This window comes from Streptomyces sp. NPDC058671, assembly GCF_042716475.1.
Classification (GTDB): domain Bacteria; phylum Actinomycetota; class Actinomycetes; order Streptomycetales; family Streptomycetaceae; genus Streptomyces.
The window spans coordinates 66702-92029 of record NZ_JBHXSA010000021.1 but is presented as its reverse complement, the minus strand read 5'-3'; the positions used below and the strand labels follow the sequence as shown (position 1 = coordinate 92029).

General features: G+C 69.9%; 28 protein-coding genes and 2 pseudogenes. 8 read left to right on the top strand and 22 right to left on the bottom strand.

What is annotated here, in order from left to right; all coding sequences use genetic code 11:
* Positions 1-601 precede the first annotated feature (601 nt).
* The 4 genes and pseudogenes from ACFWV2_RS24880 to ACFWV2_RS24865 all read left to right on the top strand — a co-directional run.
* Complete coding sequence (locus ACFWV2_RS24880; RefSeq protein ID WP_384407804.1) at positions 602-1432, top strand: glycosyltransferase family 2 protein; 831 nt, start codon at positions 602-604, stop codon at positions 1430-1432.
* Positions 1429-2484, top strand: coding sequence for a glycosyltransferase family 2 protein (locus ACFWV2_RS24875; RefSeq protein ID WP_384407802.1), 1056 nt, complete (start codon positions 1429-1431; stop codon positions 2482-2484). Before ACFWV2_RS24880 ends, ACFWV2_RS24875 begins: the two co-directional genes overlap by 4 nt.
* Positions 2485-2597: 113 nt before the next feature.
* A complete protein-coding gene (locus ACFWV2_RS24870) occupies positions 2598-3362 on the top strand; it encodes a polysaccharide deacetylase family protein (RefSeq protein WP_384407894.1) in 765 nt (254 codons plus the stop codon).
* 10 nt (positions 3363-3372) lie between these two features.
* A pseudogene (locus ACFWV2_RS24865) lies at positions 3373-3570 on the top strand (ATP-binding protein); the annotation flags it as partial.
* Between the two features lie 21 nt (positions 3571-3591).
* On the opposite strand, the gene ACFWV2_RS24860 reads toward ACFWV2_RS24865, so the two are convergent.
* Positions 3592-3966 (bottom strand): GntR family transcriptional regulator, encoded by a 375-nt coding sequence (locus ACFWV2_RS24860; RefSeq protein ID WP_360794006.1) that lies wholly within the window; start codon positions 3964-3966, stop codon positions 3592-3594.
* Positions 3967-4040: 74 nt separating this feature from the next.
* Here ACFWV2_RS24860 and ACFWV2_RS24855 point away from each other — a divergent pair, with 74 nt between their 5' ends.
* Positions 4041-4964 carry a GNAT family N-acetyltransferase gene (locus ACFWV2_RS24855; RefSeq protein ID WP_384407800.1) on the top strand — a complete coding sequence of 308 codons (924 nt, stop codon included), beginning with the start codon at positions 4041-4043 and terminating at the stop codon, positions 4962-4964.
* The gene (locus tag ACFWV2_RS24850) at positions 4945-5472 is read left to right on the top strand and encodes a DUF402 domain-containing protein (protein ID WP_384407797.1); all 528 of its coding nucleotides are present in this window, start codon (positions 4945-4947) and stop codon (positions 5470-5472) included. The genes ACFWV2_RS24855 and ACFWV2_RS24850 overlap by 20 nt, the downstream gene beginning before the upstream one ends.
* A 14-nt stretch (positions 5473-5486) precedes the next feature.
* Here ACFWV2_RS24850 and ACFWV2_RS24845 read toward each other — a convergent pair whose 3' ends face one another.
* The 16 genes and pseudogenes from ACFWV2_RS24845 to ACFWV2_RS24770 form a co-directional block, all read right to left on the bottom strand.
* A complete protein-coding gene (locus ACFWV2_RS24845; protein ID WP_384407795.1) occupies positions 5487-5636 on the bottom strand; it encodes a hypothetical protein in 150 nt (49 codons plus the stop codon).
* 11 nt (positions 5637-5647) lie between these two features.
* A pseudogene (locus ACFWV2_RS24840) lies at positions 5648-5896 on the bottom strand (DUF6299 family protein); the annotation flags it as partial.
* A gap of 324 nt (positions 5897-6220) precedes the next feature.
* Positions 6221-7384 (bottom strand): tyrosine recombinase XerC, encoded by a 1164-nt coding sequence (gene xerC, locus ACFWV2_RS24835; protein ID WP_384407793.1) that lies wholly within the window; start codon positions 7382-7384, stop codon positions 6221-6223.
* 61 nt (positions 7385-7445) lie between these two features.
* Entirely contained in the window at positions 7446-7685 is a 240-nt protein-coding gene (locus ACFWV2_RS24830; protein ID WP_384407791.1) for a helix-turn-helix domain-containing protein, read from the bottom strand.
* A gap of 485 nt (positions 7686-8170) precedes the next feature.
* Positions 8171-9643 carry an ATP-binding protein gene (locus ACFWV2_RS24825; RefSeq protein ID WP_384407789.1) on the bottom strand — a complete coding sequence of 491 codons (1473 nt, stop codon included), beginning with the start codon at positions 9641-9643 and terminating at the stop codon, positions 8171-8173.
* Positions 9644-9645: 2 nt separating this feature from the next.
* Positions 9646-10518, bottom strand: a complete 873-nt coding sequence (locus ACFWV2_RS24820; RefSeq protein ID WP_384407787.1) for a bifunctional DNA primase/polymerase — start codon at positions 10516-10518, stop codon at positions 9646-9648.
* A gap of 86 nt (positions 10519-10604) precedes the next feature.
* Positions 10605-11057, bottom strand: a complete 453-nt coding sequence (locus ACFWV2_RS24815) for a hypothetical protein (protein ID WP_384407785.1) — start codon at positions 11055-11057, stop codon at positions 10605-10607.
* A gap of 12 nt (positions 11058-11069) precedes the next feature.
* On the bottom strand, positions 11070-11258 hold the full coding sequence (locus ACFWV2_RS24810; protein ID WP_384407783.1) for a hypothetical protein: 189 nt from the start codon (positions 11256-11258) through the stop codon (positions 11070-11072).
* Between the two features lie 42 nt (positions 11259-11300).
* A complete protein-coding gene (locus tag ACFWV2_RS24805) occupies positions 11301-11606 on the bottom strand; it encodes an RRQRL motif-containing zinc-binding protein (RefSeq protein WP_384407781.1) in 306 nt (101 codons plus the stop codon).
* The gene (locus tag ACFWV2_RS24800; RefSeq protein WP_384407779.1) at positions 11603-12202 is read right to left on the bottom strand and encodes a hypothetical protein; all 600 of its coding nucleotides are present in this window, start codon (positions 12200-12202) and stop codon (positions 11603-11605) included. The genes ACFWV2_RS24805 and ACFWV2_RS24800 overlap by 4 nt, the downstream gene beginning before the upstream one ends.
* A gap of 228 nt (positions 12203-12430) precedes the next feature.
* Positions 12431-14761 carry an FtsK/SpoIIIE domain-containing protein gene (locus ACFWV2_RS24795; protein ID WP_384407777.1) on the bottom strand — a complete coding sequence of 777 codons (2331 nt, stop codon included), beginning with the start codon at positions 14759-14761 and terminating at the stop codon, positions 12431-12433.
* Between the two features lie 83 nt (positions 14762-14844).
* Complete coding sequence (locus tag ACFWV2_RS24790; protein ID WP_384407775.1) at positions 14845-15168, bottom strand: hypothetical protein; 324 nt, start codon at positions 15166-15168, stop codon at positions 14845-14847.
* Between the two features lie 30 nt (positions 15169-15198).
* Positions 15199-16395: a hypothetical protein gene (locus ACFWV2_RS24785; RefSeq protein ID WP_384407773.1), complete on the bottom strand. Its 1197-nt coding sequence runs from the start codon at positions 16393-16395 to the stop codon at positions 15199-15201.
* Positions 16392-16631 carry a hypothetical protein gene (locus ACFWV2_RS24780; protein WP_384407771.1) on the bottom strand — a complete coding sequence of 80 codons (240 nt, stop codon included), beginning with the start codon at positions 16629-16631 and terminating at the stop codon, positions 16392-16394. The genes ACFWV2_RS24785 and ACFWV2_RS24780 overlap by 4 nt, the downstream gene beginning before the upstream one ends.
* Positions 16628-16816: a hypothetical protein gene (locus tag ACFWV2_RS24775; protein ID WP_384407769.1), complete on the bottom strand. Its 189-nt coding sequence runs from the start codon at positions 16814-16816 to the stop codon at positions 16628-16630. The genes ACFWV2_RS24780 and ACFWV2_RS24775 overlap by 4 nt, the downstream gene beginning before the upstream one ends.
* On the bottom strand, positions 16813-17082 hold the full coding sequence (locus ACFWV2_RS24770) for a hypothetical protein (protein ID WP_384407767.1): 270 nt from the start codon (positions 17080-17082) through the stop codon (positions 16813-16815). Before ACFWV2_RS24770 ends, ACFWV2_RS24775 begins: the two co-directional genes overlap by 4 nt.
* 607 nt (positions 17083-17689) lie before the next feature.
* On the opposite strand from ACFWV2_RS24770, the gene ACFWV2_RS24765 reads away from it, so the two are divergent.
* Positions 17690-18823: an XRE family transcriptional regulator gene (locus tag ACFWV2_RS24765; protein WP_384407765.1), complete on the top strand. Its 1134-nt coding sequence runs from the start codon at positions 17690-17692 to the stop codon at positions 18821-18823.
* On the opposite strand, the gene ACFWV2_RS24760 is transcribed toward ACFWV2_RS24765, so the two are convergent.
* The 3 genes from ACFWV2_RS24760 to ACFWV2_RS24750 form a co-directional block, all read right to left on the bottom strand.
* Complete coding sequence (locus ACFWV2_RS24760) at positions 18807-19583, bottom strand: NUDIX domain-containing protein (RefSeq protein ID WP_384407763.1); 777 nt, start codon at positions 19581-19583, stop codon at positions 18807-18809. The genes ACFWV2_RS24765 and ACFWV2_RS24760 overlap by 17 nt on opposite strands.
* A 307-nt stretch (positions 19584-19890) precedes the next feature.
* Positions 19891-20361, bottom strand: coding sequence for a hypothetical protein (locus tag ACFWV2_RS24755; protein WP_384407761.1), 471 nt, complete (start codon positions 20359-20361; stop codon positions 19891-19893).
* Between the two features lie 101 nt (positions 20362-20462).
* Positions 20463-21287: a hypothetical protein gene (locus ACFWV2_RS24750; protein ID WP_384407759.1), complete on the bottom strand. Its 825-nt coding sequence runs from the start codon at positions 21285-21287 to the stop codon at positions 20463-20465.
* A 610-nt stretch (positions 21288-21897) separates the two neighbouring features.
* On the opposite strand from ACFWV2_RS24750, the gene ACFWV2_RS24745 reads away from it, so the two are divergent.
* Positions 21898-22977, top strand: a complete 1080-nt coding sequence (locus ACFWV2_RS24745) for a lytic polysaccharide monooxygenase (protein WP_384407757.1) — start codon at positions 21898-21900, stop codon at positions 22975-22977.
* 90 nt (positions 22978-23067) lie between these two features.
* Here the strand turns inward: ACFWV2_RS24745 and ACFWV2_RS24740 are convergent, their stop codons facing one another.
* Positions 23068-24216 (bottom strand): hypothetical protein, encoded by a 1149-nt coding sequence (locus ACFWV2_RS24740; protein WP_384407755.1) that lies wholly within the window; start codon positions 24214-24216, stop codon positions 23068-23070.
* A 218-nt stretch (positions 24217-24434) separates the two neighbouring features.
* Positions 24435-25313 carry an esterase/lipase family protein gene (locus ACFWV2_RS24735; protein WP_384407753.1) on the bottom strand — a complete coding sequence of 293 codons (879 nt, stop codon included), beginning with the start codon at positions 25311-25313 and terminating at the stop codon, positions 24435-24437.
* Between the last annotated feature and the right edge of the window lie 15 nt (positions 25314-25328).

Below are 25328 nucleotides of genomic sequence, written 5' to 3'. Positions count from 1 at the left end.
TCGGATCCGCCACACCGGAAGTGTTCATGTCAAAACTGGGAGTGAACATCATCCGATCCTCCGTCAACGACCAACGGGATTCGGCCAGGGCGGAACCGGAGCCTCCGGTCCCACCGAGCGAACGACGTGATCGAACGTGACCGCGACACGTTCGCACAGCAATGCACAAAAGTGTGATCCTGTCTCAGGATTCCCTCCTTCCCCACGCATTGATCGAATCCGACCGGGACGGCGACGCTTCTGACCGGCGAAGCTTCGCCAAACTGCGGAAAAGCAGGCCGCAGATCCGGGACTTGCCATACAGTCCCATTCATCAATACCGTCGTACATCTCACCCGCACCGGTCCATCAAGCACAGCGGCTCAGGGGAGGGCTCTAGCGTCGCGACGGATCCGGAGTGGGGCGCGGTAGGGGGGTGCCGTGCTCGGTGTTCGAACGTGCGCCGAGTCGCGGGTACCGCGCGGCCAGACATGCCAACTCACCGATCTCGTACAGAGATCGTTTCTGTGCGGGCGAGGTGAGAACCCCCCTTTCGAACCGGACACACCATCGGACCGCCCAAGGGGTGGGCGGCCCACCGGACGAGAGGGAGACCAGAGCCATGAGCTCGTTCCTGCGCCCATCCATCACGGGCCACGAATTGACCGAGCCGCGTCGAATAGCCGCCGAGTACCGGGCCATCACCTCACATCTGGCGATCACGCCGCCGGTGAGTGTGGTCATTCCGGCGATGAACGAAGCCGAAAATCTTCCGTACGTCTTCAAGACGCTGCCGGAATGGATACACGAAGTCGTCCTCGTCGACGGAAACTCCACCGACAGAACGGTCGACGTCGCCCGTGAACTCTGGCCGGACGTCAAAGTCGTCAAGCAGGTCGGCAAGGGCAAGGGCGACGCGCTGATCAGCGGTTTCGCCGCCTGCACCGGCGACATCATCGTCATGGTCGACGCGGACGGCTCGGCCGACGGCCAGGAGATCGTGTCCTATGTCTCCGCCCTCGTCGGCGGCGCCGACTTCGCCAAGGGTTCCCGTTTCGCCAACGGCGGCGGCACGGACGACATGACGACCATTCGCAGACTCGGCAACTGGGCCCTCTGCAGCCTCGTCAACCGCAAGTTCGGCGCCCGGTACACCGACCTCTGCTACGGCTACAACGCCTTCTGGCGCCACTGCCTCGACAAGATCACCCTCGACTGCACCGGATTCGAGATCGAGACCCTGATCAACATCCGGGTCGTCAAGGCCGGTCTCAAGGTGCAGGAGGTGCCGAGTCACGAATACAACCGCATTCACGGCGTCAGCAACCTCAACGCCGTGCGCGACGGGATCCGCGTCCTGAAGGTCATCCTCAGGGAGAAGTCCCTCGCCAAGGCGGCCCGCCGCAGGCCCGCCCCCTTCTCGGTCAACATCCCGCGTGGAGAGGTGTCTTGAGCGACCGCACGTCCCCGCACGGCTTCTCGGTGGTGATCTGCGTCTACACGGAGGAGCGGTGGGAGGACATCCTCGCCGCCGTCGACTCCGTACGGAAGCAGTCGCTGCCGCCGCTGGAGACGCTGCTCGTGGTCGACCACAACGAGCGGCTCCTCTCCCGGCTCACCGAGGAGTACGCGGACCAGCGGCTCCACGAGGAAGTGCGGGTGCTCGCCAACGCGGGCCCCCGCGGCCTCTCCGCGGGCCGCAACACCGGAATCGGCGCCGCCAGGGGCGAGTTCGTCGCCTTCCTCGACGACGACGCGGTCGCCGAGCGGGACTGGCTCCACCACTTCGCCGCCGCCTACGACGACCCGCGCGTCATGGCCGTCGGCGGCCGGACCCTGCCCGCCTGGGCGTCCGGCCACCGCCCGACCTGGTTCCCGGAGGAGTTCGACTGGGTCGTCGGCTGTACGTACCGGGGCCTGCCCCCGGGCCGGGTCCCCGTGCGCAACGTGCTCGGCGGCAACGCCTCCTTCCGCCGTACCGCCTTCGACGCGTCGGGCGGCTTCGCCACCGGCATCGGCCGGGACGGCGACCGCAGGCCCCTCGGGGGCGAGGAGACCGAGCTGTGCATCCGGCTCGCCAAGGCGCTGCCCGGGGCGATCCTCCTCATCGACGACCGGGCCGTCATCCACCACAAGGTGCCGGCCGTCCGTGAACGCTTCGCCTACTTCCGTACCCGGGTCTACGCCGAGGGGCTCTCCAAGGCTCTCGTCGCGCGGAGCGTCGGCTCGCAGAAGGGGCTGGAGTCGGAACGCCGTTACACGACCAGGGTGTTGCCGTCGGGCGTCCTGCGCGGACTGCGGGACGCGCTGTACGGCCGCTCCGGCGGTGCGGGCCGGGCCGGCGCGATCGTGACCGGCGTGGCCGTCGCGGCCGGGGGCTACGCCCTCGGCTCCCTCCGCGCGCGCAGGGGCGGGACGACCTTCTCGTGGGGACCGATCGAGGGGACCGGGACTCCCGGCGCCGCACGCGCCGAGGCCGGGGCTCCCGAAGGAGCGGCCTCGTGAACGACACCACCGTCCCGGCCATCGGGAACGAATCCGCCGCCGTGCCGGTCGCCGTGAGCGCATCCGCCGCCGTGCCGGACGTCGTGGACGACACCACCGCCGTGCCGGTCCTCATGTACCACGCCGTCGCCCCGGACCCCGCTCCCGCGACCCTGGGGCTCTCCGTCACCCCCGAGGCGTTCGCGGCGCAGATGGAGGTGGTCGCCGAGCGGGGGTTCACCCCGCTGACCACCGCCGGGCTCGCAACCGCCTGGCGCACCGGCGGTCGGCTGCCCGCCCGGCCGCTGCTCGTCACGTTCGACGACGGGTACGAGGGCGTGCACCGGTACGCGTTGCCGGTGCTCGCCAAGCACTCCTTCGTGAGCACCGTCTTCGTCTCCACCGGCTGGCTGCCCGGCCGGCACACGACCGGGGGCGCGCTCGACACGATGCTCGACTGGGCGCAGGTGCGGGAGCTCGCCGACGCGGGAACGGAGATCGGCGGACACAGCCACACCCACCCGCAGCTGGACCAGCTCGACGCGCGGCGGCTCCGGTTCGAGACGCTGCGCTGCCGGGAGATCGTCGCCGAGGAACTCGGTTCCGCTCCGGTGTCGTTCGCCTACCCGTACGGGTACTCCAGCCGCCGGGTCCGCCGTACGGTCCGGGAGGCGGGCTTCACGCAGGCGCTCGCCGTCGGCAACGCCCTGGCGCGGCGCCGGCAGGGGCCGTACGCGCTGGAGCGGGTCACCGTGCGCAGGTCGACGGACGTCGCGGAGTTCACCCGGCTCGTCGAGGGCCGGGCGATCGCCCGGAACTTCGCGGCGGACCGGGCCATGACGAAGGGGTACGCGCTGGCGCGGCGCGCCCGGGGCGCCGTGCGGGGCCACTGGATCTGACGTACCCCGGGCCGTCGTCCGCCCCGGCCGCTGCCTGGCCCGGATCGAGGTGGAGCCGCGGACCCGCGCGGAGCCGGTGCCCCGGCTCGGTCGCGAGGAGGACGTGCCGCGCGAGGGCGCGACGCTCGCGGAGCTGTTCGCCCTGCGCCGCGGCACGCCCCCGGCGGAGCTCCCGGAACCCCGCGACGCGGGGGCGGGCCCGTACCTGGAGGTCCTTCGTCTCCCGGTGTCAGCTGTCGTACGCGGCCCGGAGGGCCTCGCTCAGCGCCGCCTCCGCCGCCTCGCGGCTGAGGCCGAGGCGGCGCGCCTCCTCCGCGTACCGGGCGGCGGCGGTGGCGGCCAGGCGGGTCGCGGCGTCGCCCGCCGCGGCGACGAAGGTCCCGTGGCGACCGCGTGTCTCGATGACCCCGTCCGCCTCGAGCGCCTTGTACGCCTTGGCGACCGTGTTGGCAGCGAGGCCCAGCTGCTCCGCGAGCCCCCGTACCGTCGGCAGCTTGTATCCGACCGGCAGTCGGCCCGACCGGGCCCGTTCCGAGATCTGGGCACGCAGTTGTTCGTAGGGAGCGGTGGTGGATTCGTGGTCCACGACGATGGTGAGTGTCACGCCGCCGATTCTGCCCCCACCCCACCGGAAAAGGGGAGGCGGCGGTGAGCCCCCGACCCGTAGCGTGCGGCCCCATGACAACGATCGTGCGTGATGTGCGGGCCGAGGACGCCGAGGGTTTCGCCCGGGTCCGGCGGGCCGCGCTCCCCTTCATGCTCGCGACCGCCGAGCAGCTCGTGTTCGACTGGGCGCGCGCCCACCCCGACAGCCACTACCGCCCGCTGGTCGCCGTGACCGAGGACGGCGGGATCGTCGGCACCGCGCAGGTGGGGATCGCCCACGAGGCGGTCGAGCCGGGCATCGGCTTCGTCAACGTGTACGTGGACCCGGCGCACCCCGGGCGCGGCGCGGGGACGCTGCTGCTGCGGGCCGCCGAGGAGCACCTGGCCGAGCGGGGCGCGCACACCCTGTACAGCTGGGTCCTGGACGAGCCGGCCCACCGCGCGTGGGCCGAGCGGCGCGGCTACGCGCCGAGCCGTTCCGCGCACTTCCTCCGCCTCGACCTGGCCGGGGCCGAGCTGCCGCCGCTCCAGGCGCCGCCGGCCGGTGTCGAGCTGCGCACCGCCGAGGACTTCGCGGCCGATCCGCGGCCGCTGTTCGAGCTGGACGCGGTGACGACGGCCGACGAACCGGGCGACGTGGGGGCGCGGCTCGACGACTACGCGCACTGGCGGGCGACCACCTGGGAGCATCCTCTCTTCGACCGGGCGCTGACGACGGTCGCGGTGGTGGACGGCGTGCCGGCGGCGTTCAGCGCGGGGCAGACGGACGGTCTCGGCCGGTACGCCACGGGGATGACCGGGACGGCGCCGGCGTTCCGTGGACGGGGGCTCGCCAAGCTCGCGAAGAACGCCTCGCTGCACCGGGCCCGCGCCGCCGGGTGCACGGAGGCGTTCACCGGGAACGACGCCGACAACGGGCCGATGCTGGCGATCAACACGTGGTTCGGGTACGAGATCAGGGCGACGGAGGTACGGCATGTCCGGACGATCGGTTGAGGTCACCCTGACGAAGGCGGGCCGGACGAAGATCCGCTATCCGGCGGAGGTGCTGGCGGAGGACGGGGTCCGGCTCTCGGTGCGTGCCCCGTGGGCGGCGGAGGGCGTTCGGGACTTCGGGTTCGTGCGGTTCGAGCCGGGCGATGTCTTCGTGGAGCACTACTGGCGGGACCGCTGGTTCACCGTCAAGGAGGTGTGGTCCGCCGACGGGGCCCTCAAGGGCTGGTACTGCGACATCACCCGGCCGGCCGTGATCGACGGTTCCGGGGTGGTGGTGGAGGACCTGGACCTGGACCTGTGGGTGTCGGCGGACGGCAGCGAGGTGCTGCGGCTCGACGAGGACGAGTTCGCGGCGAGCGGGCTCGCCGCCTCCGACCCGGAGGCGGCGGCGCGTGCCGTGGTCGCCCTGGACGAGCTGGAGGCGCTCGGCCGCGAGGGCCTGGTAGAGCTGCTGGGCCGGAGACTTCCGTTCGGATCGAAACGGCGGGATCCGCACGAGAGGCCCTAGTCACCCCTGGCGCATCACCGCAGTTCGACGGCCGATGCCGTGACGGCGAGGAATTCGGGGGTGGGGAGGCCCGCCTTGCCGGTCGTGAGCTGCATGAGGGTGGCCTGGACCCGGGCGCGCCGGGCCGGTAGGCGGGGTCCTTCACGACGGCGGTGTGGATCCACTCGTGGAGGTGGCCGTCGCAGACGGCCCGGGTGCCGCCGATCCCGGCGGAGCTGTCGCCCTGGAAGAGGGTGGAGCCGACGAAGACGGGGCCGGCGCTGTCGTCGAGGCAGCGATAGCTGCCGGAGAGGGTCACGGTGCTGTCGCCGCCGACGGTGCCGTAGCCGTGGACGGAGAGGTCGTCGGTGCCTTCGGCGTGGGCGAGGGGAACGGCGGCGGAGGCCAGCAGGACGCCTGTGGCGAGGGCGAGTCGGACGCGCATGAGCGGGGTCCTTTCGGGGTGGGGGATGGTGCTGCCCGCCAGGGATACCCGATCCGGCCTCCGCCTGTCCGAAACTCACCCCATCGGCGGCGAGTTGAGGAGCTTCCGTCGGTGCATACGATCGTACGGTCCGCCCGCGCGGTGCTCCCCGACGCACCGCCCCGGGCAGCCCGAGCCCCGGGCGTTCCTGAGGCGGCTCTTTCCTCCGCCGTAAGCGCCTCGGAGGAGAGAATCTGCTGGTCGCCCGCCGCTTTGGCCACCTACGGCAGCCTCTGGGGAGCCAAAGCGGGAGCCACGCCGCTGGAGACGGCCCTACTTCTTCGCCTACTCAGCACCCGGGAAGATGTCGTCCATCGCCTCGGCCCCCTGAGTGATGACCGGGCGAAGCTGCTTCCGGTACACCCGCTCCGTCGTCTGCGTAGTGCTGTGGCCTGCCACACGGGCGATCACTTCGATCGGGATCCCGTGATCGGACAGCACAGACACGAAGCTCGTCCGGAGCTCCCTCGGCGTCCATGCTTCGGGGTTCTCGAACCCAGCCTCCTTGAGCAGAGTGCGGAACGCTCGGCGAACGTCCTCGGCGGTGCGCTGGTGGCCGCTGGCAGTGCCAAATACGAAGTCCTCATCGCTCCACGCGAGTCCCAGCAATTCTCGCTGTGCCTGCTGCGCCTCACGCAGCGAGCGCAGGATGGCTACGAGCTGCTGCGGCATAGCCAGGGTCCGCCGGCTCTTGCGCGTCTTTGTCTCGCCCGTGCGTCGTACGGACCGCCAGACTTCGATATGCGGCATCGTGCCGTCCGGAACGTCCAGCTTCACGTGGCTCCACATGAGGGGGCGTACCTCCTCGGTCCGGATGCCGACCAGCAGCGAGAGCGCGAGGTAGGCGTGGATCCAGGAACCGGGCATCGCACTGAGAGCGGCCTTGGCCTGAAGCAGGGTCAGGGACTTACTCGGACGTCCCGACTGGCCTTCCGGCGTCTCCACCAGTTCGGCCACGTTGCGGACCACCTTCCCCCTCCGCTGAGCATGAGCGATCGAACGCCTCAGAATGGAGAGCACCATCTGAAGAGAGCTGGTCGCCAGGACCATGGCCTTCTCGTCCAACCAGTGATCGAGCGCATCCGCCTCCAGGTCGCGTAGCTTCGCTCTCCCCAGGTCTGCCACCACATGGTTCTTGGCGAGGCTCCGGTACGTGTAGATGCTCGCGGCGTCACGCCCCTTGAGGCCGTGCTTGAGCCAGTCAGTAATGGCCTGCTCGACGGTATACGTGGCGGAGGCCTTGACCCCTGCGTCCAGCTCCTTCTTGAGCTCCCTCAGCTTGAGCCGGACCTCGGTCTTGGTCTTACCGGACACCTTCGGCCGATGCCGCTTCCCCGCAGGGGTGTAGCCGAGCGATACAGCTCCGATGAAGCGGTTCTTGGATTTGTCCCAGTAGATCGAGTCTTCTCCATTGCCAGCCCTGCGCGGCTGGCCGGACGAGTTGGGCATGCATGCCTTCCAATGACGGAGGGCCGCGCCGAGGTTCGGCGCGGCCCATGGGTGGAACGGGTCAGGCGGCTTCGGCCTCGCGCTTGAGCAGTTCGACGTAGTCGTCGATGTACTCGCTCGGCACGAGGCGCCGGCGTCCGATACGGACGGTGCGGAGCCGTCCGAGGCGGACCTCCTCGTAAGCCTTGGTCCGCTTGATGCTGAGGACCTCTGCCGCATCCTCAACTCGATGCAGGCGGCGGTACTCGGTGGACGGTGCAGCCGCTCCCCCGGTGCGCATGGTGGTTACGGCGGGTGCCATGGGGGCTCTCCTTTGGCCTACGGAATGTCGGGATGCCAGGGCCCAGGGGCGTCTCGGAGGAGGCGCGTCTGTCCGAGGTCAGGATTTCTGCGTCACTGCGTCATTCGCGTCACTAACGCCACTTGACCTGCGGTTTTCGGTGACGCAGGGGTTCTCGGGCTGTGTCACTGGTGACGCTGGTGTCTGTCACCGGTGACGCGGGTGACGCGGGGTGACACAGGATTCGGGCTCTGCGTCACCGCCTGTCGCCGCAGCTCAGGAGCCGTTTTCTGGCCGCTGGTGACACAGGTGACGCAGCGTCTCTCCTCTTAGGAAAAAGAGAAGGGGTGTCTCTGTTGTGGTGCGCCTTAGGGCGTGAAGAAGGAGCCGCTTCGCGGCGCGACCATCGGGTGGCGGCGTTGCCGCCGAAAGAGCAAGAGGAGCACTCCGCGCGGGGGCGCCGGGTGCTCCTCTTGCTTGTGCGCCGGCGGTCGTGGTGGCGCAGGTTAGAACGCCGACTGCTGCTCGTCGGCCGCGGGCGTGGGGCGGGTCAGTTCGATATAGCGGGCGGAGTTGCTGCGGCCCCAGTCGATGAGGAGGCCGCGTGCGGCGAGGACGGGCTGAAGGCGCTTCAGACGGTCGGAGAGGACCTTGCCGGTGGTCGGCCAGCCCTTGGGCAAAGGGCGGAAGTCCTCGCCGCTGTAGAGCTGCGTGAGGCCGTGCAGCCACTCGGCCGACGTCATGCGGACGGCCGTGCCGGGGTCGATGCCAGCGGCGTGCTTGAGGACGGTCTGTGCGAGCAGGTCGCCCTCGATGACGTCGTCGTTCAGGTCGTCCAGGCTGGCCCGGTAGGCGTCCAGCGCGCCGAGGCTGGACGCCGCGTCGAGTCGGGCGCAGAGGTGGGCGAAGTCGGCCATGCGCAGGTCGGTGGGGATGTCGGCCTGGGCGGCGCGGACCTTGACGGTGAGGTCGAGGATGGAGCCGAGGATGACGGGCAGCACCTCTTCGAACTCCGCCCACAGCTCCGCTTCGGTCCGCCGTACCCGGGGGCGTTCGAGACGGAGGGGGAGGAGTCGTTCGGCGAGGTCGGGGCGGATGACGCCGACGTCGATACCGGTCAGCAGCAGCGGCCGGCGGTAGCGGCTACGGACGACGTCGCCGTCGGTGAACAGCGCGCGTTTGATGGTCTCGGCGCCGGTGACGATGCAGCACATCAGGTCGGACAGGTCCGGGCCGAGGTGAGAGAGGTTGTCCAGGGCGGTGACCCATCCGGCCGCGACGGCCGTGATCAGGTTCTCCTCGTCCTTCGGGGCACGGCGCAGGTCGCCGCTCATGCCCTCGATGATCCGCACCAGCATCCGGCCGGCGGTGGACTTGCCCGCGCCCTGCGGGCCGGTGAGAAACGGAGCCGGGACCGGGGCGGACGGCCCCAGGCAACCGATCAGCCAGGCCAGGGCCAGGCTCTCGCCCTGGGCACTGGCGAAGTTGCACAGCCGCATCAGCAGGTCGATGCCCTTACCGTCGGTCTTCTCCACCGGCAGCGGCAGCTCGCCGGTGAGCTGGGTGCGCCGCCAGGACACCTCACGGGGGTCGGGGGTGAGGATCTTCCAGCCGGTGGGGTGGATGCGGACGGACTTGCCGTCGTCGCGGCCCAGGTCCAGCCAGGTCGCGCCGTCGAACCCGGGGGCGACCCGGATGTAGGTGGGCTGTACGTCCTCGGTCAGTGCGAGCACTTCGATCAAGTCCAGTGCCTCCTTGAGCGCGGTTCCGTTGAACACGCCGAACCCGTCCTTGAACAGGCCGACCATGAGTTCCTGCCGGTGGCTGCCCGTCGTCCCCTGCGAGCGGATCGGACGGGCCACGGGGTGGCCATTGCGCTGCGCGTACACGGTCCCGTCGACGGTGCGGAAGTACCGGAAATGCTCCTGCGCGTAGTCGGTGATGACCTCGCGGGCCGGGGTCTTCTCGTCCTCGGACATGGCTACATCCCCAGAGCCGTGCGGGCGTTGGACCACGCGTCCGTGCAGTGCCGGGAGGACTCCCCCTTGGCCTGCGCGGCGGTGAACAGCCGGGCGATGTGCGTCTCGGTGAGGCAGCCGCACCGGCCATGGGCGGCCAGCACCGCCAGGAACGTCCGGTACACGGTCGTGTGGACCGCGCTGGTCGCATCGGCGATCCGCTGCTCGGCCATGACGATGCCACGCTCCAGGTAGGCGGGTGAGCGGTGGCGGCATTCCCCGCCCCTGGTCAGCGTGGGCACGGCGGCGGCGCGCGGCGCCGGTCGGACGGCGGTGGGCTCCTTCACGGCCAGCGCGCGCACGGCTTCCGGCAGTGCCGTCATGGTGCCGGTGCCGGGGCCGAGCCACCGGGCGTAGGACATCAGGGACTTGATGTCGACGCCCTCACGGACGTGGTTCACCGAGCGCGTGGTGCCCTGGTAGATCCAGTGCTCGCCGCGCGTCGTGGCGACGGTGCGGGTGGGCGGGAGGGTCTGGCGGGCCCAGGTGATGGCGTCGGCGTTGTCGAGGTCGACCACGGTCACTCCGGCGCCGCCGGGGTGGTAGCCGACGGCCCCGGCGTACCTCCACGCGGTCTCCCAGGCCGGGGAGGCGATGACGTCCGGGCCGGTGGTGGCGGCGGCCCAGGCGTGGCACGGCATCGGGCACTGGCAGGGGCCGGGGACCTTCATGTTCGGCCGTCCGCCGCACGCGTTGTTGGCGCAGCTCTGGCAGTTGCCGAAGGGGCCCTTTCCGACGCGCAGCGGCAGGACCGGTAGTCCGTCGGTGGCCAGCTCCAGGGCCACATCGAAGAGGTTGGCCCCGGCGTCTCGCTGGATAGGGAGGACATGAGTCATGCTGGGTGTCTCCAGTTCTCTAGACAGTGCTGGTGTGCGAGGGCGGCCCCGGTTCTTTGGCGAGATGGGGGCCGCCCTCGGCGTAGCTACTGGTCGGTGGTGTGGCGGGCGTACTGCTGGCGGACGTAGTAGCGGGGGTCGCAGATGACGGCCGCGTGGTCGACGTCCATGAGCTGTCGGGCGGCCTGGATCGCGGCCTCGGCGGTGTCGGGGGCCTTGTCGTCACCGAGGGCGATGCGGTCGAGCAAGGCGGCCTTGCGGAGCCAGAACTCGCGGCTGGTCTCGGTGCCGAACGTCCTGTCGGCGGCGGTGCGGGCGACCCACCCGATCTCGCTGATGACGCTCGGGGCGGTGGCGTAGGCCTGATCCGGCGTCGGCCACTCCTGCGCGGCGGGGCGGTGGTCGGCGCTGATGTGGATGCGGGTCTGTCCGCTGTCCTGGGTGGTGCGGTAGGCGGACCAGACGGTGAAGGTGCTGCTGAGCGCGTCGATGGCGCGGGGGGCGTCGTCGGCGTGGCAGGTGATCCGGATCTCGAACACGCGAGGGGCCTCTCAGAGGTTGGAAGCGGCCTGGATGAGGGATTCGGTGAGCTGGTTGATGGGCCTGGCGGCGCCGGTGGAGGCGAGGAAGAACCCGAACCCGGCGGCGGTGAGCGCGCTGCCGTAACCGAGGTTTCCGGCGCGGAGGAGGAAGTACAGGACGAGACCGAAGAGGGCGACGAGCGAGACGGTTATGGCCATGCGGGGGCCTCCCTGGCTGTGGGCGGTGGTGATGTGGGCGGGTCAGGTGGTGGCGCAGTCGGGGCAGGTGCCGAGCGAGGTGGGGATGCAGTAGCCCCGGTCCAGGCGGCAGGCGGGGCAGGTGCGGCGGGCGCGCATCATCGCTTCGTGCGAGCGCCAGCGGCCCGGCGTCATCGGCTTGATGGGCAGGGCGTGCTGGGTGTCGTAGAGGTAGGCGTAGCGCCAGCCGTGGCGCCAGTAGCGGATCTGGGCGATCGGGTCGTGGCCGCCGGGGCGGAGTCCGGCGGCGCGGAGCTGGCGGCGGGTCATGAGCCCGGCCGGGGCGAGGTTCTTGCGGTAGGTCGTCACCGGCCTTCCTGGCGGGCGTGGGTGGCGGCGGTGCGGACGAGGGTGAGGACTTCGGCGCGGGTGCGACCCTGCGCGTCGTTCCAGCGGTGGTAGGGCTCGCTGATCCCCCGGGTGCCAAGGGCGGTCTGGAGGTGGTGGCCGGCGGTGCGGGCGGTGGTCTCGTCGCCGTAGCCGAGGCGGAAGAGCACGGCCTGCGCGCCGAGGATGCAACGGCGTCCCGAGGTGGAGCGGAGGGAGCCGCGGTGCCATCCGTAGCGCTCGATGACGAGGGCGGTGAGCTCCAGGTGTTCGGCGACGCTGATCTGACGCCCGCCGCCGTGGAGCTGGCGGAGCAGCGGGAAGTTCAAGACCCAGTCGGGCAGGAGGCGCAGCGCGCGGGTCGGGGCGGCGAGGACCGGCGTGGCCGTCGCCGGGGCCGGGGCCGGGGCGCCGAGGGCTTCGGCAATGAGCTCGGCGGTGGTCTTGGTGACGAGCGGGTGGGCGGTGGTGCGGACGCGGGCGGTGAGGTACTGCTCGATCTCGCGGACCAGGAGCGCGGCCTCGACGGCCAAGTCGGGGGCCGGAACGGCGGGGGCGGTGAGGGCCTGGGCGGTCACAGTGCCTGACTCCTTATGTGCTGGTTTGGTCCAGGGCGGAGACCCGGACAGGGCCCGGGCGGGTCCGCGTTGTCGCAGTTCAGAGCGGCGGGCGACTCGGACAGATCCGGGCCCGACCCGGACGCGGGCGTCCGGGTCGAGCCCTCCGACGTCCGGGTCAGGGCCCGGTTTGCCCGGGGTCATTCCGGGTCAATCCGGGCGCCTGTCCGGGTCGTGTCCGGGGTGGAATCAGGCGGTGAGCCCGAATCGACCGGTCGCGGTGGCCTCGACGCGGGCGAGCGGGTAGCCGGTGACGCGGGTCTTTTTCTCGCTCCACGGCCGCTTGGCCTTCTCCTCGTCCGTGCGCTGGATGAGGGCGCCGAGCTTCTCGGCGGTGACCGGGTGGCCGGCGGCCTTGAGCTCGTCGACGAGAAGCTGTCCGGGCAGCCACTCGGCCGGGCCGTCGTCGGTGGCGTGAGCGGCGAAGGTGTCGAGGACGACGGCCAGGAGTAGGGCGTCGTTGTCGCCCTGGGCCCGGAGTTGGTCGACGAGCGGGACCGGCCCGTTGGGCAGGGTCCCGGCCTTGCGGCGCCACTCGGTGGCGCGCTCCAGGAGGGTTTCGACCTGCTCGTCGGTGTAGTAGTCGGCGCGGACCATGGTGGGGTTGGTGCCCTCGGCCCACAGAAGGCCGGCGCCCCGCATCTCGGACTGGATCGTCTTCGCCGAGTAGCCGCTCGCGGCGGCGCCCTTGCCGAGGATCGTGTCGGAGGCCTCGGGGGTGGTGCAGCGCAGCGCCCACCGGATGGAGAGCAGGTCCCGGAGGCTGGTGTCGACGACGTCGGATCCGGGCTTCTGGGTGGCGCAGAAGGTGATGATCCCGGCCGCCCGTCCCCGGGAGACGAGGTTACGGAGCTTGCGGGTGATCTTCTTCCCGAACTCGTCGTCGGTCGTGTAGAGCATGAGCTCGTCGACCCACAACAGGAGCTGCCGCAGCTCGGGGTGCTTGTTGGCGAGTTCCTCGGTGACCTTGCGCTTGCCGAGCTTCTTCAGCAGCGCGTACCGGGCCTTCATCTCCGCCAGGAGTTCATCCAGCATCTGGCTGAACGCCTCGGGGTCGGCGTCACCCTCGTAGCGCTCGCAGAGGTGCTCGAAGGGCTCCAGGTCGCCGCCGCCCTTGCCGTCGGCGAGCCAGAGGATGACGCGCGGGTCGAGCGCGGCCGCGAGCAGGATCGTGTTGCCCGAGGCGGACTTGCCCGCGCCGGGCTCGCCGCCGATCAGGCCGGAGCGCTCGACGACGGAGATGGACTGGTGGATCCCGCGCACGTCGGGGCCGATGGAGATCCGGCCCCAGAAGTCGGCGGCCGACTCCAGCGCGAGCAGCGGGCCCGGTGCAGCCTTGTCGGTGAACGGCAGGTCGCGGGAGACGTAGAGCTCGATCCGCCCGGCCCGGCCCCGTTTGGCGACGGAGACCTGAGCCTCCTCCACACCGAACGCGGCGGCGAGTTCGTCGGTGGCGCGGATGGCCTTCTTCGCCGGGACGCCGGGCGGCAGGTCGAGGACGGCCGTCCAGGCGCCGCGGGTGTCGAGCATCGGCATCTGCACGACGCCGAGGGTCTCCTCGGAGCCGATGACCTTCGCCGCGCGGAAGGTCTGGTCGAGCATCGGGGCGGTCATCCGGTCGCCGTCCCCGAGCGAACGCCAGTCCGACGTCCAGTCGGCCTCCTCGTCGTACGGCTTGCGGCCGACGAACGCGCCCCCGGCGAACGTGGAGAGAAGGCCGGCGGCTAGGCCGATGCCGCCGCCCATGACGTAGCCGGTGCCGATCGCGGTGAGCGGCGGGCCGTAGACGACACCGGCGCGCAGGTTGCGGGCGCGGTTGCGGTCCTTCTTCGCCTTCTTGTGCAGGAGCACCGCTTCTTCGGCGGCCTTCGTCGCCTTCTCCGCCGCCTTCATCGCGAGCTCCTTCTTGGAGCCGAGGATGCGCGGGGTGAAGCGGGCGTGCCGGGCGGCGAGTCGGGCCTCCCGCGTGAGGACGTGCGCGGTGTGGGCGGCGGACTGGACGCGGACGCCCTCGAAGCCGACGACCCACTCGTGCGCGCGGCGGGTGCCCCGGCCGAACTGGCGGAGGTGACCGTGCTGGGTGGGCTGGCGGCGGACCCAGCGGCGGAAGTCCCGGCGCCGGGCCCGGTAGAAGACGCCGGACCAGGCGGCCCAACCCTCCGGCGAGTACATCCAGGCGGGGATGAGGGGTGCGTCGTCGAAGTCGTCCAGGTCCACGGTCCCGGTGAACTTGCCCGGCCGGACGACCGGCTCGGCGGCCGGGGTCTTGTCGAGGATGACCCGGGCGGTCTCCAGGACCACGGTCCGGTCGTCCGGGCCGATGCCCGGCGCCACGGTCGGCATCGGCGGGACGACGACGGCCGGGCCGGGGTCGTCGGGGAGGTCCGACCAGTCGTCGGCCGCCGGGGCCGGGGCCGGGGCGGGGAGGGTGGGGCGGAGGAAGGTGACGGTCGCGATCGTCGGCTCGGCCGACGAGAGCGGGGTGGAGGGGGTGTGCGGTTCGACATGGTTCTCGGTCATGCTTGCTGTGCCTCCTGGTGAGGTAGCGGGGCCCGGCCGGTGCTGCCAGGCGAGGGCCGGGCCCCGCGTACTTGGGGTGTGGGTCAGGAGCCGAGGTGGGGGCCCGCCACGTGGCGGGCGCCGGCGGCGTCGATGAGCCAGACCTCGGGGGCGGTCTCGAAGCGGACGCGGTAGCCGCGGGTCGTGGTCCGCTCGATGCCCCGCCGGTCGCGCAGCGCGCGGCCGATGGCGTCCTGGGGCGAGCGGGCACCCTCGACGAGGACGGTGCGGATGCCGGACGGGGCGACCGGCCACGTGACCGTGTGCGCGGGGACCTTGCGGGTGACGGCCGGGTCGGCTTTGTCGGCGGCGGCGACATTCTCGGTGACGAACTGCGGGTCGAGCGGCTTGCGGCTGAACAGACCCATGACGGGCCCTCCCTGGAATCGGTGGGTGGATCAGGCGACGTGCAGGCGACGCTGCTCGATGACGCGGTCGCGGAGGACGACGGCGTCCTCGCGGCGGATCTGGAGCTTCTTGGCCAAGCCGGTGGCGGAGATCTGCTTGCCCTCGGCGATGAGATCGGCGGCGGCGGTCAGGGCGTCCGGCAGGAGCGCGTTCAGCTCCTCGTCGGACCGTCCCCGGGGCCCGGTCTCGCGTGACTTCTCGGCGGGCGGTTCACCCGTGTCCGACCCAATTCCCGTCTGGGATCCGGGGGTCTGGGTCAGTTCGGGGAAGGGGTTGAGCCGGGCGGCCTTGAAGCCGGTCTCCAGCAGCTCGTCGCGGACGCTGTCGCCGAGCTCGAACGCCGCCCCGAGCTGGAGAACGGCCTCGGTCGCCGTGGCGTAGAGCTGGGCGGACAGACCGGGCTCGGCGCCGGTGTGGATCCGCCACGCGGCGGCGAACGCCGACTCGTCGTCCAGGACCCCGTACGGCAGGGCGGCCTGGAGCTTGACCGCCTGCTCGACGATCTGCGGGTGGTGCTTGCGCCGGGCGGAGAGGTGAGCGCGGCGGGCCTTGTCGGCCTGCTTCTGCTCCTTGGTCTTGCCGTTCGAGCCGTGGGTCTTGAGGTCCCAGATGTAGATCGCGAACAGCGAGGATGCGCCGAGGACGAACGCGACCCACGGGTGCTCGCCGTACGCCTCCAGGCCGTGCCAGAAGTTCACCGCGGCCGCCACGGCAGCCACGGCCCAGGTGCCGATCCGGTACTTCCTCGGCTCGCGGCCAGCGTCCTCGGCCTGCTTGCCCATGAACGTGATCGCCCAGGCACCGCCCTCCAGCATCGCGGCGAGCAGGCCGGCCATCGGCGCCGCCACACTCGCCCCGGTCAGGGCGCCGACCTGGGAGAGGATCGCCGGGACGATCGAGGCGACCATCACGAACGCCACGAACAGCGTGGCCGGGTTGGTCTTCAGCCAGCGGATGAGCTTGGCGCGCTTGGCGGCGGCGGCCGCCTTCTTCGCCGCCTGCTCCGCGAGCTTGGCCTTCTTCTCGGCCTGCTCCTGGCGGCGCTTGGCCTCGGCGTCCTTGCGCTTCTCCTCCGCCCGGGCGGCCTCCCGCTGCTGGGTGGCTTCGAGCTCCAGCCGCCGGTCCTCGCGGTCCTGGGCCCGCTCGGCGGCCCGATCGGCCCGGCGGTCTTCGCGGTAGCTGCTCATCGGGTACCTCCGGCAGGGGTCGTGATCCCGTACAGGACGTCGGCAAGCTCCTTGCGGAGCTTCGGGGAAACCCGGGCGATCCGGAACCGGCGGGCGAACCGCTCGTCGAGACCGGCGACCGCGCGGGCGATCGTCTCGGTGATCAGGCTCAGCAGCGCCACCGTCCCGGCCAGCAGGCCGAGCGTCAGCTCCAGGACGGTCAGCACGAACAGCACGGTCTGGGCGAGGGTCTTCACCGCTCCTCACCCGCTTCGGCGAACTCCTCGTACCGGTCGGCGCGGAGCAGCAGACGGTCGACGCCGATCACGCCGAGAGCGGCGATGGCACCGACGTAGGTGAGGTCCTGGACACCGATGATCTGGCCCCAGATCTCGACGCCGACGCACAGGCTCAGCAGGAGGTAGTAGGCGAGGGTGTTCACGCGACACCTCGCTCGAAGCCGAGGGCGAAGCTGCGAGGGAAGGCCAGGACCCGGGCGCCGAGCAGGCCCCGGTAGTGCGCGACGTCCTCGACGTCGACCCCGGTCACGGCCTCCGCCTCCAGGACGCCGACGATGTCGCGCAGCGCGTCCTGACCGGCGGCGGAGTCGAACTCAAGCGGTGCGACCGGGTCGGCGTCGAAGCCGAGCGCGGCCTCGATCAGCTCGGTCTGCGTAACGATCCGCTGACCAGCAACGATCACGTTCATGGGTCGTACTTCCTCTCAGGGTGGGACGGCCCGAACCGAGGCCCCGGGTCTAGCCACCCGGGGCCTCTCGCCGTCAGAACCAGGAATCTCCGGCTCCCCTCAACCCCGCCTGTACGAGACAGGCGGAGGAGGCAACCGGCCGCAGCGAGGGCTGCGGAAGTCGTGGGGTACTGCATCGGACCTCCGACTCGCGTGGTGCCGCTGACTCCGGGGAGGTCCGATTCCCGAAGCGCGTTGCGGCGTCAATGTCGGCCACGCGGTTCTTTAGAGCCGACTGCGTGCCCCCCTACGGGGTGTGGGGCCCGGTTGTGACGCGGGCCCGGTCTCTGTCGGCTGGTCTCCACTCGCCACCGGCCGGAGCTGTCACGGCCGTCGTGCTGCGGTGGATCACGCTGTTGAGTTGAGACGCACCGGAGCCGGACCCTGCGGTCCATCTGGTGCGCACCAATAGATTGACATCTGGTGCGCACCAGATGCAACCCCTCCTTCGGGTTGCGTGTCGGTGTGCGACTCCAGAGAACGGCCCGAGTTGGGTGTCTCGGTAGCCAACTGGGGTTAACCTCAAGGGGGTTAACCGGCTCTCACCTGGGGCTTTACGGGAGGCAGCGTGGCTACGGGGTTAAAGGCAGTGAGGACCGCGCGAGGGTGGTCACAGGATCGATTGATCTACGAGATGCGGCGGTTCGCGGAGCAACGGCTGCTCGACATCGCCTCGGCGGCGAGCCTTAAGACCTACATCTCGGAGTGGGAAAACGGACGGCGCACCATGACGGACCGGTACGCCGCGATCCTCCGGCCGCTCCTGGGCATCACGGACGACGAACTGCGCGGCACGGCGGCCATGCAGGAGTCGCAGGCGGACGGCTACGCGGATTTGCTGAGCCGGATCGATGCGGCGGGCAGCCTGAGTGAATCCATGGTCCCGTCGTTCCTGGCCCAGACGGAGCTACTCCGCACCATGGACCGTCAGATGGGCGCGACCGGCTTGGTCGACCAGATGAACGGCCACCTGGCGGCCATGGAAGAGGCGCTCACCTTCGCCGTACTGCCGGGGATGCGGAAGCCCATCGCGACAGCGCTCGCAGGAGCGTCCACCCTCGCCGCATGGCAGGCGCTGGACGCCGGCGCTGTGGACAGGGCATGGCGGAGGTACGAGCTCGCCAAGAAGGCCGCGCAGGATGCCGAGTCCCCGCTCTACCTTGCCCATGCCATGGGGGAGCAGGCGTACGTGCTCGCGGACGCTGGCCGACCTAAGCTCGCGATCGAGCTGGTGCGAGACGCGCAGCGCGTCCAGCCTGAGCGTCAGTCGCCGCGGCTTCGGGCTTGGCTCGCGGCCGCCGAGGCCGAACTGTGCGCAGCGGCTGGGGAGGGCAGAGGGTGGGAGGCGCAGGCGGCTCTTGAACGGGCGGCATCCCTGCTACCCGACGACGGGGAGGTGCGCGATGCCGACATGTTGAGCATCTTCCTCAACACGGACCACCTGGCGAGGTGGCGTGGCAACGTCCTCGCCAAGCTCGGAGACGCGTCAGCGATGGATGAGCTGTACGCCTCCTTGGACAGCGCGGACGCGTCCTTCGTGCGCGCGAGGTCCGGGCTGCACTGCGATCTCACGCAGGCGCATCTGGCCCGGGGAGAGCTGGACGACGCCCGGTCCCACCTGCAAAAGGCCCGGCTGCTGGCGAACCGCACGGGATCCGTGCGGTATCGCCGTCGTGTGGAGCTGCTTACCGGTCGCCTCTAGTTCGGGACGCCAGGATATGGAGAAGGGCCACGAGGGTGCCTGACCCCATGAGCTTGCCCTCGGACATAAGCCGGGGGATGTCGTCGAGGGGGATCCACGCGACCTCGCCGGCCTCCTCCGCGTCCGTGGGCTCGCCGACCTTCTCGGCGCCACGGGCCACGAAGATTTCGTGCGGCGAGTCGACCATGCCGATCATCGGCTGATAACTCACGACGTGCTCAACGGGGCCGGGACGCCAACCGGTTTCTTCCTCGGTCTCGCGTACGGCCGTGGCGGCGGCGTCCTCGCCCGTATCCACGATCCCTCCAGGAAGCTCCCAACCCCATTGCTGGGGGACGAAGCGGTACCGCCACAGCATGAGTACACGGTCTTGCTCATCAACCACAGCCGTCACGGCCACTCGGAAGAGCCGGACCACGTGATGCTCGAAGCGCTCGACCCCAGGGGGCTCTACGTCGACCAAGTCCAGATTGACCCAACGGTTCTCGTAGACGTGGCGGGAGCCGTGGATCTTCCAAGGCTCCATCTCCGCCGGCGTTGGAGCGCTGTCGCCGCCAAGGATCCTGTACGAGCTTCGATCATGGGCCTTGATGAAGTGCTCGCTGACGAGACGTGCGAGTACCTGACGCAGCGCGGTGCGACCGATCTCAAGCTCAGCACTCAACATCCGTTCGGACGGCAGTTTGTCGCCGGGGCCGTACCGTCCCGACTCAATCCATGAGCGGATCGTCTCGTAGACCCTCTGTGTCTTGGGTCCCATCCTTGGCGCACTCTCCCCTATCGACTGCTTGTGTTGGCCAGCGTAATGGCGCCTGCGGGCAGATGACTCACCCATCACCGTCTCCCTACCCCCAGGCGTTCGTTGCTGAAGAGACTCGGCACCCACACTTTGCGAGGTTGAGGAGGGTTGGGCGGGGTTCGCAAGGAACGAGCGTCCCCAGTTCACCCACTCAACCTCCGGATAAATCTCATCAAATACACGACTACCCTTTCAGGCCTACCTCTTGCTTAGCCGCTTGCCTCCATACGCGACCGCCCCCTTCAAAGAGAACAATGACCAACACCCCCTAGTCACCGCTGCGGAACTGCAGAGCAGGTGACCTTTCAGGCTCGACCGCATCCCTATCTGAGACATTGATCAACATGTTGAATAGCCACACGAGGCGAACCGCTCTGGCTGCACCAAGCACCAAGAGAGCCTCCGCGAGCCATCCGTATTCACCAATCGACTTGGACTTATCGATGACGAGAAGAAAGAGGCAGCCAGCCGAAAGCAAAAGCATTCCGCTTAAGATACTCGACCAATTGCGCCGCAAGCTGCGCCCGAAACGTCTACGCAACTCTCGCATGTCGCGACCGTTTGAGCTCGCATATTGCGCGATCGCTGCAGTGGCGAAGCCGCCAACCAGCGCCGATATCGAAGCGACCGTGGTATAGATGTCTTTCCTGCGATCCGCGACCACCCCCTGCAATACATGTGACTCCGAGGCCGCGCGCGAGATGAACACATGCGCCCCTACCACCAGCGCAACGATCAACCAATCGACGGCCGGCGTTTCACTCCAAAAATCTTGGATTCGACGCGGTATTAATCTTCTGCCCGACACAACAGCACCCCCTGCCTTAGAGGGGACCGAGCCTACCGGTCGACACTGACAGCCGCCCTGATGTCGCGCTCCTTGTCGCGGGCCACCTGCATGATCGCAGCGACGTTTGCCTCATAGCGCGGTCCGCTAGCTACCGGACTCACCTCCACCCGGCATTTAGCCGTAATGTGATGCTTAATGAAATCTAGAGGCTCGTCATTTTCCTCACCCTCACTGTCAGGGAGGGTGACTAGGGCGCGAGCCCTATCGACACCTGTCGACCCCTCTAGGTAGCCCAGTTCAGTCATCAGCGACTGAATGTCCCCCTGCAACCTCCGCTGACCGCGAAGTCTCGCCACGGGACCGGGACCATCCTTCCTCGGGATCTCAATCTTCAAAGTGATCCTGTGATCTGGGTAACGGGAATCCCCCAGTCGCACGAAGCTCGAGAGGCCCCCCTCACCGTCCGGCGGAGCAATAGCTGGACTGGGACGGTAGCTGAACTCAAAACTATGAACAGCACTCGCCTTCTCAAGCTTCTCCCAAACATTATTCGCAATAACGGGCCACAGGGCGATCTCATACTCGACAGCCTGACATGAATTCAGCCACCGCTGGATTGCAGAGGCTCGCGGAGATCCAGGCTTACCCTGAAGAATTCCGATCACGTTCCCAAAATTCAGAAATGAAACGGTTGTCGTATCAATCGTCCCCTTATTCCCTTCGAGTCGAATATCCTCGATGTGACCGTGATCGAGGTCGACAGTCTGAAGCTCACTAGTCCCGATACGTCCGACTAACAGATGCAGGGAACCAGAACTTCTAACTGCCTGCCCAATGAGACTTTCAGACCTGTGGGTACAGATCCTCCCTGCCACCGGCGTACGCTCTACTTTATCTAGAAAAACCTGCCAATCCGAATGATCCATTCGCGCATTTGCTGCATCTTTAGCGCGCACAATTTCAAAGAAGGCAACAGTGCCCACACGGGTAGCCATGGTCCCCCCACGCTCGCCGGCCCTGGTAGCAGAGAAGACTCCAGGATCCTCGGAGCGATCAAGCTGCGCAAGTGCCTGGTGCACCTCCACTTGGCAAGGTGCACATCTTGCGATCAAAGTGACACTTTCCGGGGCCTATATCGAACACCAGATCCCATGAATTGCTGTGAGGGCATCCAGGCTGCAGCAACGCCTAGAAGCAGTGAAGACGTTGGCGTCGCTCCCTGTGTGGCTCCCCGGGAGAGCCACACAGGGAGCCACCGCACACGACATCCAGCGGACGTCGGCGGACGTCCACGAACCAACAGGGCCCGGCAGCCCGGCGCTTCGGAGCCCGACGGCAGGCGCTCCCTGAGGGCACTCTTACCTCCGCCTTAAAGCGGTCCTAAGAATCGTCCCCCTGTCTTCTCCACCGGCTTTTTCGCGGACGCGGCGGCTAGCTTGCTGGGCGACCCCCCACGCCCCACCCTCGTGAAGGAGCTGTCCCCCCATGACCTCTCGCCGTACCGCCGCAGCCGTCACCGCCGGCACCGTACTGGCCCTGACCGGGCTCAGCGCCGGGTCCGCGTCCGCGCACGGGTCGATGACCGATCCGGTGAGCCGGGTCTCGGCCTGTTACGCGGAGGGGCCCGAGTCCCCGAGGTCGGAGGCGTGCAAGGCGGCGGTGGCGGCGAGCGGGGCGCAGGCCTTCTACGACTGGAACGCGGTGAACATCGCGAACGCCGCCGGGAAGCACCGGGAGCTGATCCCGGACGGCAAGCTGTGCAGCGCGGGCAACGACAAGTACCGGGGACTCGACCTGGCGCGGGCCGACTGGCCGGCGAGCGGCATGAAGTCCGGCGCGCACACCTTCCGTTACAAGGGGACCGCGCCGCACCGGGGCTCGTTCGAGCTGTACGTGACGAAGGACGGGTACGACCCGTCGAAGCCGCTGACGTGGTCGGACCTGGAGGAGCGGCCGTTCGCGACGGTGACGAACCCGCGGATGGAGAGCGGCGACTACGTCTTCGAGGGCACGGTGCCGAACAGGTCCGGCCGCCACCTGATCTACTCGGTCTGGCAGCGCTCCGACTCCCCCGAGGCGTTCTACACCTGCTCGGACGTGGTGTTCGGGCAGGACAACGGCGGTACGGCCCCGGCGCCGACCGCCTCCGCGCCGAGCGACGAGCAGATCGAGGAGGGCCAGGACGAGTCCTCGGTCGAGCACGGCGGCCACGGGGACGCCGACCCGGCCACGGGCGCGGAGGAGACGGCGGCGGCGCCGGCCGCGGGCGGCTCGGCCACGACGGCTCCCGCGCGGGAACCCGCGGAGGAGTCCGCGGGCGAGCCCACGCAGGGTACGGCGCTGGAATCCACAGGGGGGTCCACAGGCGGGGCGGCGCAGGAGTCCACGGAGACGCCGGCGCAGGAGCCCGACGGGCTCGCCCCCGCCGCCGGTTCGGGCTCCGGTGAACGGCTGGCCGAGACCGGTGGCGACGCCGCCACCCCGTACCTCGCGATCGGCGGCGCCGCCGTGCTCGCGGTCGGCGCGGCCGTCCTCTTCGGCTCGACCCGGCGTCGCCGGGCCTGAGGACCTGCCGGGCGGGCGCACGCCCGGAGCGGGCGCGCGTCCGCCCGGGCGGCACGAGGCTGCCCGGGCGGAGGTGGCCTGCGGTGGGCCTCAGGTGCTGTCCGCCGCGCCTGCCATCCTCGTATGACGGACCACCGCCGCGCCGGTCAGGAGGACCACGGCCACGGCGCTCAGCAGTGCCAGGGCCTTCGCCCAGGCGAGGGTGGTGCCGAGGCTGCTGCTCAGCAGGTCGACGGTGCGGGCGCTCGCGACTCCGTGGAGCGCGATGACAACGATGGCGAGCCCCGCGACGGCGGCCCAGACGAGCAGGGTGTCCCGGGCGGCGAGCCACACCGCGCCCACCAGGCAGAGCACGGTGACGACCACGGACACGGTCTCCGCGTCGCCGCCGCCGGAGCGCAGACCCGCGAGGTCCGTCGGCAGGTGGAGGAGGCCGCAGACGAACAGCGCGATCGCCGTCGGCCAGCGCAGCGCGGACCGCAGCGCCGGGGAGGTGCTGTGGCTGCCGGGCCCCGTGGCCAGTCCGCCGTCGAGGGTCGACCTCGGGCGGTCGGCGGCGCCCTTGCCCCGCTTGGGGCCGGCGTCTCCACCGGTGTCGCCGTCCCGGCCCGGTCCGGCCTTGCGCTCGGCGGGCTGCCAGTCGCTGCTGTCGGTCCCGAGGATGCCGACGAGCCGCACCACGTCCTCGATCGGCCGGCCGACCGCCGCGGCGCGCAGCGTGGTCTCGGCCTGGTGGAGGTCGTACCCCGAGGCGTTCAGGAGGGCGAGCAGCTGCCGGACCTCGTCCAGGGGGCGGGTGACGGCGGCCGCGCGGAGTGCCACGTCGGCGGGGCTGGACAGTTCGCCGGTCTCCTGGAGCCGGGCGACCAGTGCCGCGACCTCCGCCACGGGGCGCTCGGTCGCCGCGGTCCGCAGCAGCGTGTGCACCGCCTCGTCACCGGTCTCGTCCCTGCTCTGGGGCTCCTTGGCCGGGGTCACCGGCTCGTCCTCGCCTTTCGGCTCCCTGACCGGGACCACCGTCACGACCGGGACGGCCGGGGGCAGGGCCGGCCGGGTGGGGAGGGGCGGCGGGAAGAGCGTGGAGGCGGGGGGCGGGGTGGGAGTGAGGGTGGGGGGCGGAGTCGGGGCCGGGGTCGGGGTCTGGGAGACAGCCGAGTGGAGGGTCGGGCCGCGGGCGGGCCCTGCGGTCGGTTCTATCTCGTCTTCCGCCGGGTGGGCGGGGGGAAGGTCGGTGGTCATGTCACAGGCTCCATTCGTGAACATTCCGCAGGCGTTCACTGAGGCTGTCTCGTGATGCGCCAGAAACGCACGCTTGACACCGATTAGCCCCCATCCGATGACGCTGCGCCATCAGTGGGCGGTCTTATGGAGCCGATGGGGTGACACAACTGCCGCGACGTGCCGCGACGGTGCGGCCGGGACCCCCGCGGGGATCCCGGCCGTCGTCCGGATCTCGGTCAGCCGACCACCGAGAGGCAGGTCGTCGGGGTGGCGCGGGCCGGGTCGAGGGCGTTGGCCACCTCGTGGAAGGCGACCCGGTCCACCGTGCCGATCGCCACGTGCTCGGACAGGTCGAGCGCGCACTTGTCCTGGATGAGGACGTTGGTGACGTTCGGGCCGGACAGGAACTGTGAGCGGTACGGGGTGACGACCTCGTCGTAGCGGGTCGCGATGACGTGGTAGCGGACCCCGGGGACGGTGTCGCCGCCCTCGTTGAGCGCGGTGAGGAAGGGCGAGCCGGCGATCTGGTCGGCGAGGCCCGGGGTGGTGGCGCTGATCAGGTCCTCGGCGCCGGGGAAGTGCGGGAGCAACCTGGTGAGGCCGAGGAGGGTGGTGCCGTGGTTGTCGGGGGCGATCCCGATGAGCGCGTTCACCTCGTCGGCCCCGCCGAGGAACTTGAGGTACCAGCGGGGCATCATGCCGCCCTGGGAGTGTCCGACGAGGTCGACCTCGGGGGCGCCGGTGGCGGCGAGGACCCGGTCGACGTAGCTGTCGAGCTGTCCCGCGGACGTGGCGATGGGACCGAGCCCGTGGAAGAACGGCACGTTCGGCAGTCGGCCGTAGTCCAGGGAGAAGACGCAGTACCCGCGGTTGACCAGGTACGGCGCGAGGACGAGCCAGTTGTCGACGGAGTTCCCGAAGGTCCCGTGGACGAGGACGACGGGGCGCGGGTGGGCGGCGGAGGGCTTGCAGGAGAAGTCGTTCCAGCCCCTGCTGGTGGTGGCGGTCTCGGCCTGGGCGGAGGCGGCGGTGGTCGGGGCGAGCGTGGCGGCGACGGCGAGGATCAGGACGGACAGCGCTCTGGCGGCGTGCTTCCAGGGACTCCGGGGCAGCATCGGGCGGTCTCCTTG

Excerpts from the sequence above, each read along its gene's own strand:
- ACFWV2_RS24870 (WP_384407894.1), top strand. The coding sequence starts at position 2,598 with ATGTACCACGCCGTCGCCCCGGACCCCGCTCCCGCGACCCTGGGGCTC.
- ACFWV2_RS24760 (WP_384407763.1), bottom strand. The coding sequence starts at position 19,583 with ATGGGACCCAAGACACAGAGGGTCTACGAGACGATCCGCTCATGGATT.
- ACFWV2_RS24770 (WP_384407767.1), bottom strand. The coding sequence starts at position 17,082 with ATGAACGTGATCGTTGCTGGTCAGCGGATCGTTACGCAGACCGAGCTG.
- ACFWV2_RS24830 (WP_384407791.1), bottom strand. The coding sequence starts at position 7,685 with ATGGCACCCGCCGTAACCACCATGCGCACCGGGGGAGCGGCTGCACCG.
- ACFWV2_RS24810 (WP_384407783.1), bottom strand. The coding sequence starts at position 11,258 with ATGGCCATAACCGTCTCGCTCGTCGCCCTCTTCGGTCTCGTCCTGTAC.
- ACFWV2_RS24820 (WP_384407787.1), bottom strand. The coding sequence starts at position 10,518 with ATGACTCATGTCCTCCCTATCCAGCGAGACGCCGGGGCCAACCTCTTC.
- ACFWV2_RS24850 (WP_384407797.1), top strand. The coding sequence starts at position 4,945 with ATGTCCGGACGATCGGTTGAGGTCACCCTGACGAAGGCGGGCCGGACG.
- xerC (WP_384407793.1), bottom strand. The coding sequence starts at position 7,384 with ATGCCCAACTCGTCCGGCCAGCCGCGCAGGGCTGGCAATGGAGAAGAC.
- ACFWV2_RS24790 (WP_384407775.1), bottom strand. The coding sequence starts at position 15,168 with ATGGGTCTGTTCAGCCGCAAGCCGCTCGACCCGCAGTTCGTCACCGAG.
- ACFWV2_RS24735 (WP_384407753.1), bottom strand. The coding sequence starts at position 25,313 with ATGCTGCCCCGGAGTCCCTGGAAGCACGCCGCCAGAGCGCTGTCCGTC.
- ACFWV2_RS24825 (WP_384407789.1), bottom strand. The coding sequence starts at position 9,643 with ATGTCCGAGGACGAGAAGACCCCGGCCCGCGAGGTCATCACCGACTAC.
- ACFWV2_RS24740 (WP_384407755.1), bottom strand. The coding sequence starts at position 24,216 with ATGACCACCGACCTTCCCCCCGCCCACCCGGCGGAAGACGAGATAGAA.
- ACFWV2_RS24795 (WP_384407777.1), bottom strand. The coding sequence starts at position 14,761 with ATGACCGAGAACCATGTCGAACCGCACACCCCCTCCACCCCGCTCTCG.
- ACFWV2_RS24745 (WP_384407757.1), top strand. The coding sequence starts at position 21,898 with ATGACCTCTCGCCGTACCGCCGCAGCCGTCACCGCCGGCACCGTACTG.
- ACFWV2_RS24880 (WP_384407804.1), top strand. The coding sequence starts at position 602 with ATGAGCTCGTTCCTGCGCCCATCCATCACGGGCCACGAATTGACCGAG.
- ACFWV2_RS24785 (WP_384407773.1), bottom strand. The coding sequence starts at position 16,395 with ATGAGCAGCTACCGCGAAGACCGCCGGGCCGATCGGGCCGCCGAGCGG.
- ACFWV2_RS24855 (WP_384407800.1), top strand. The coding sequence starts at position 4,041 with ATGACAACGATCGTGCGTGATGTGCGGGCCGAGGACGCCGAGGGTTTC.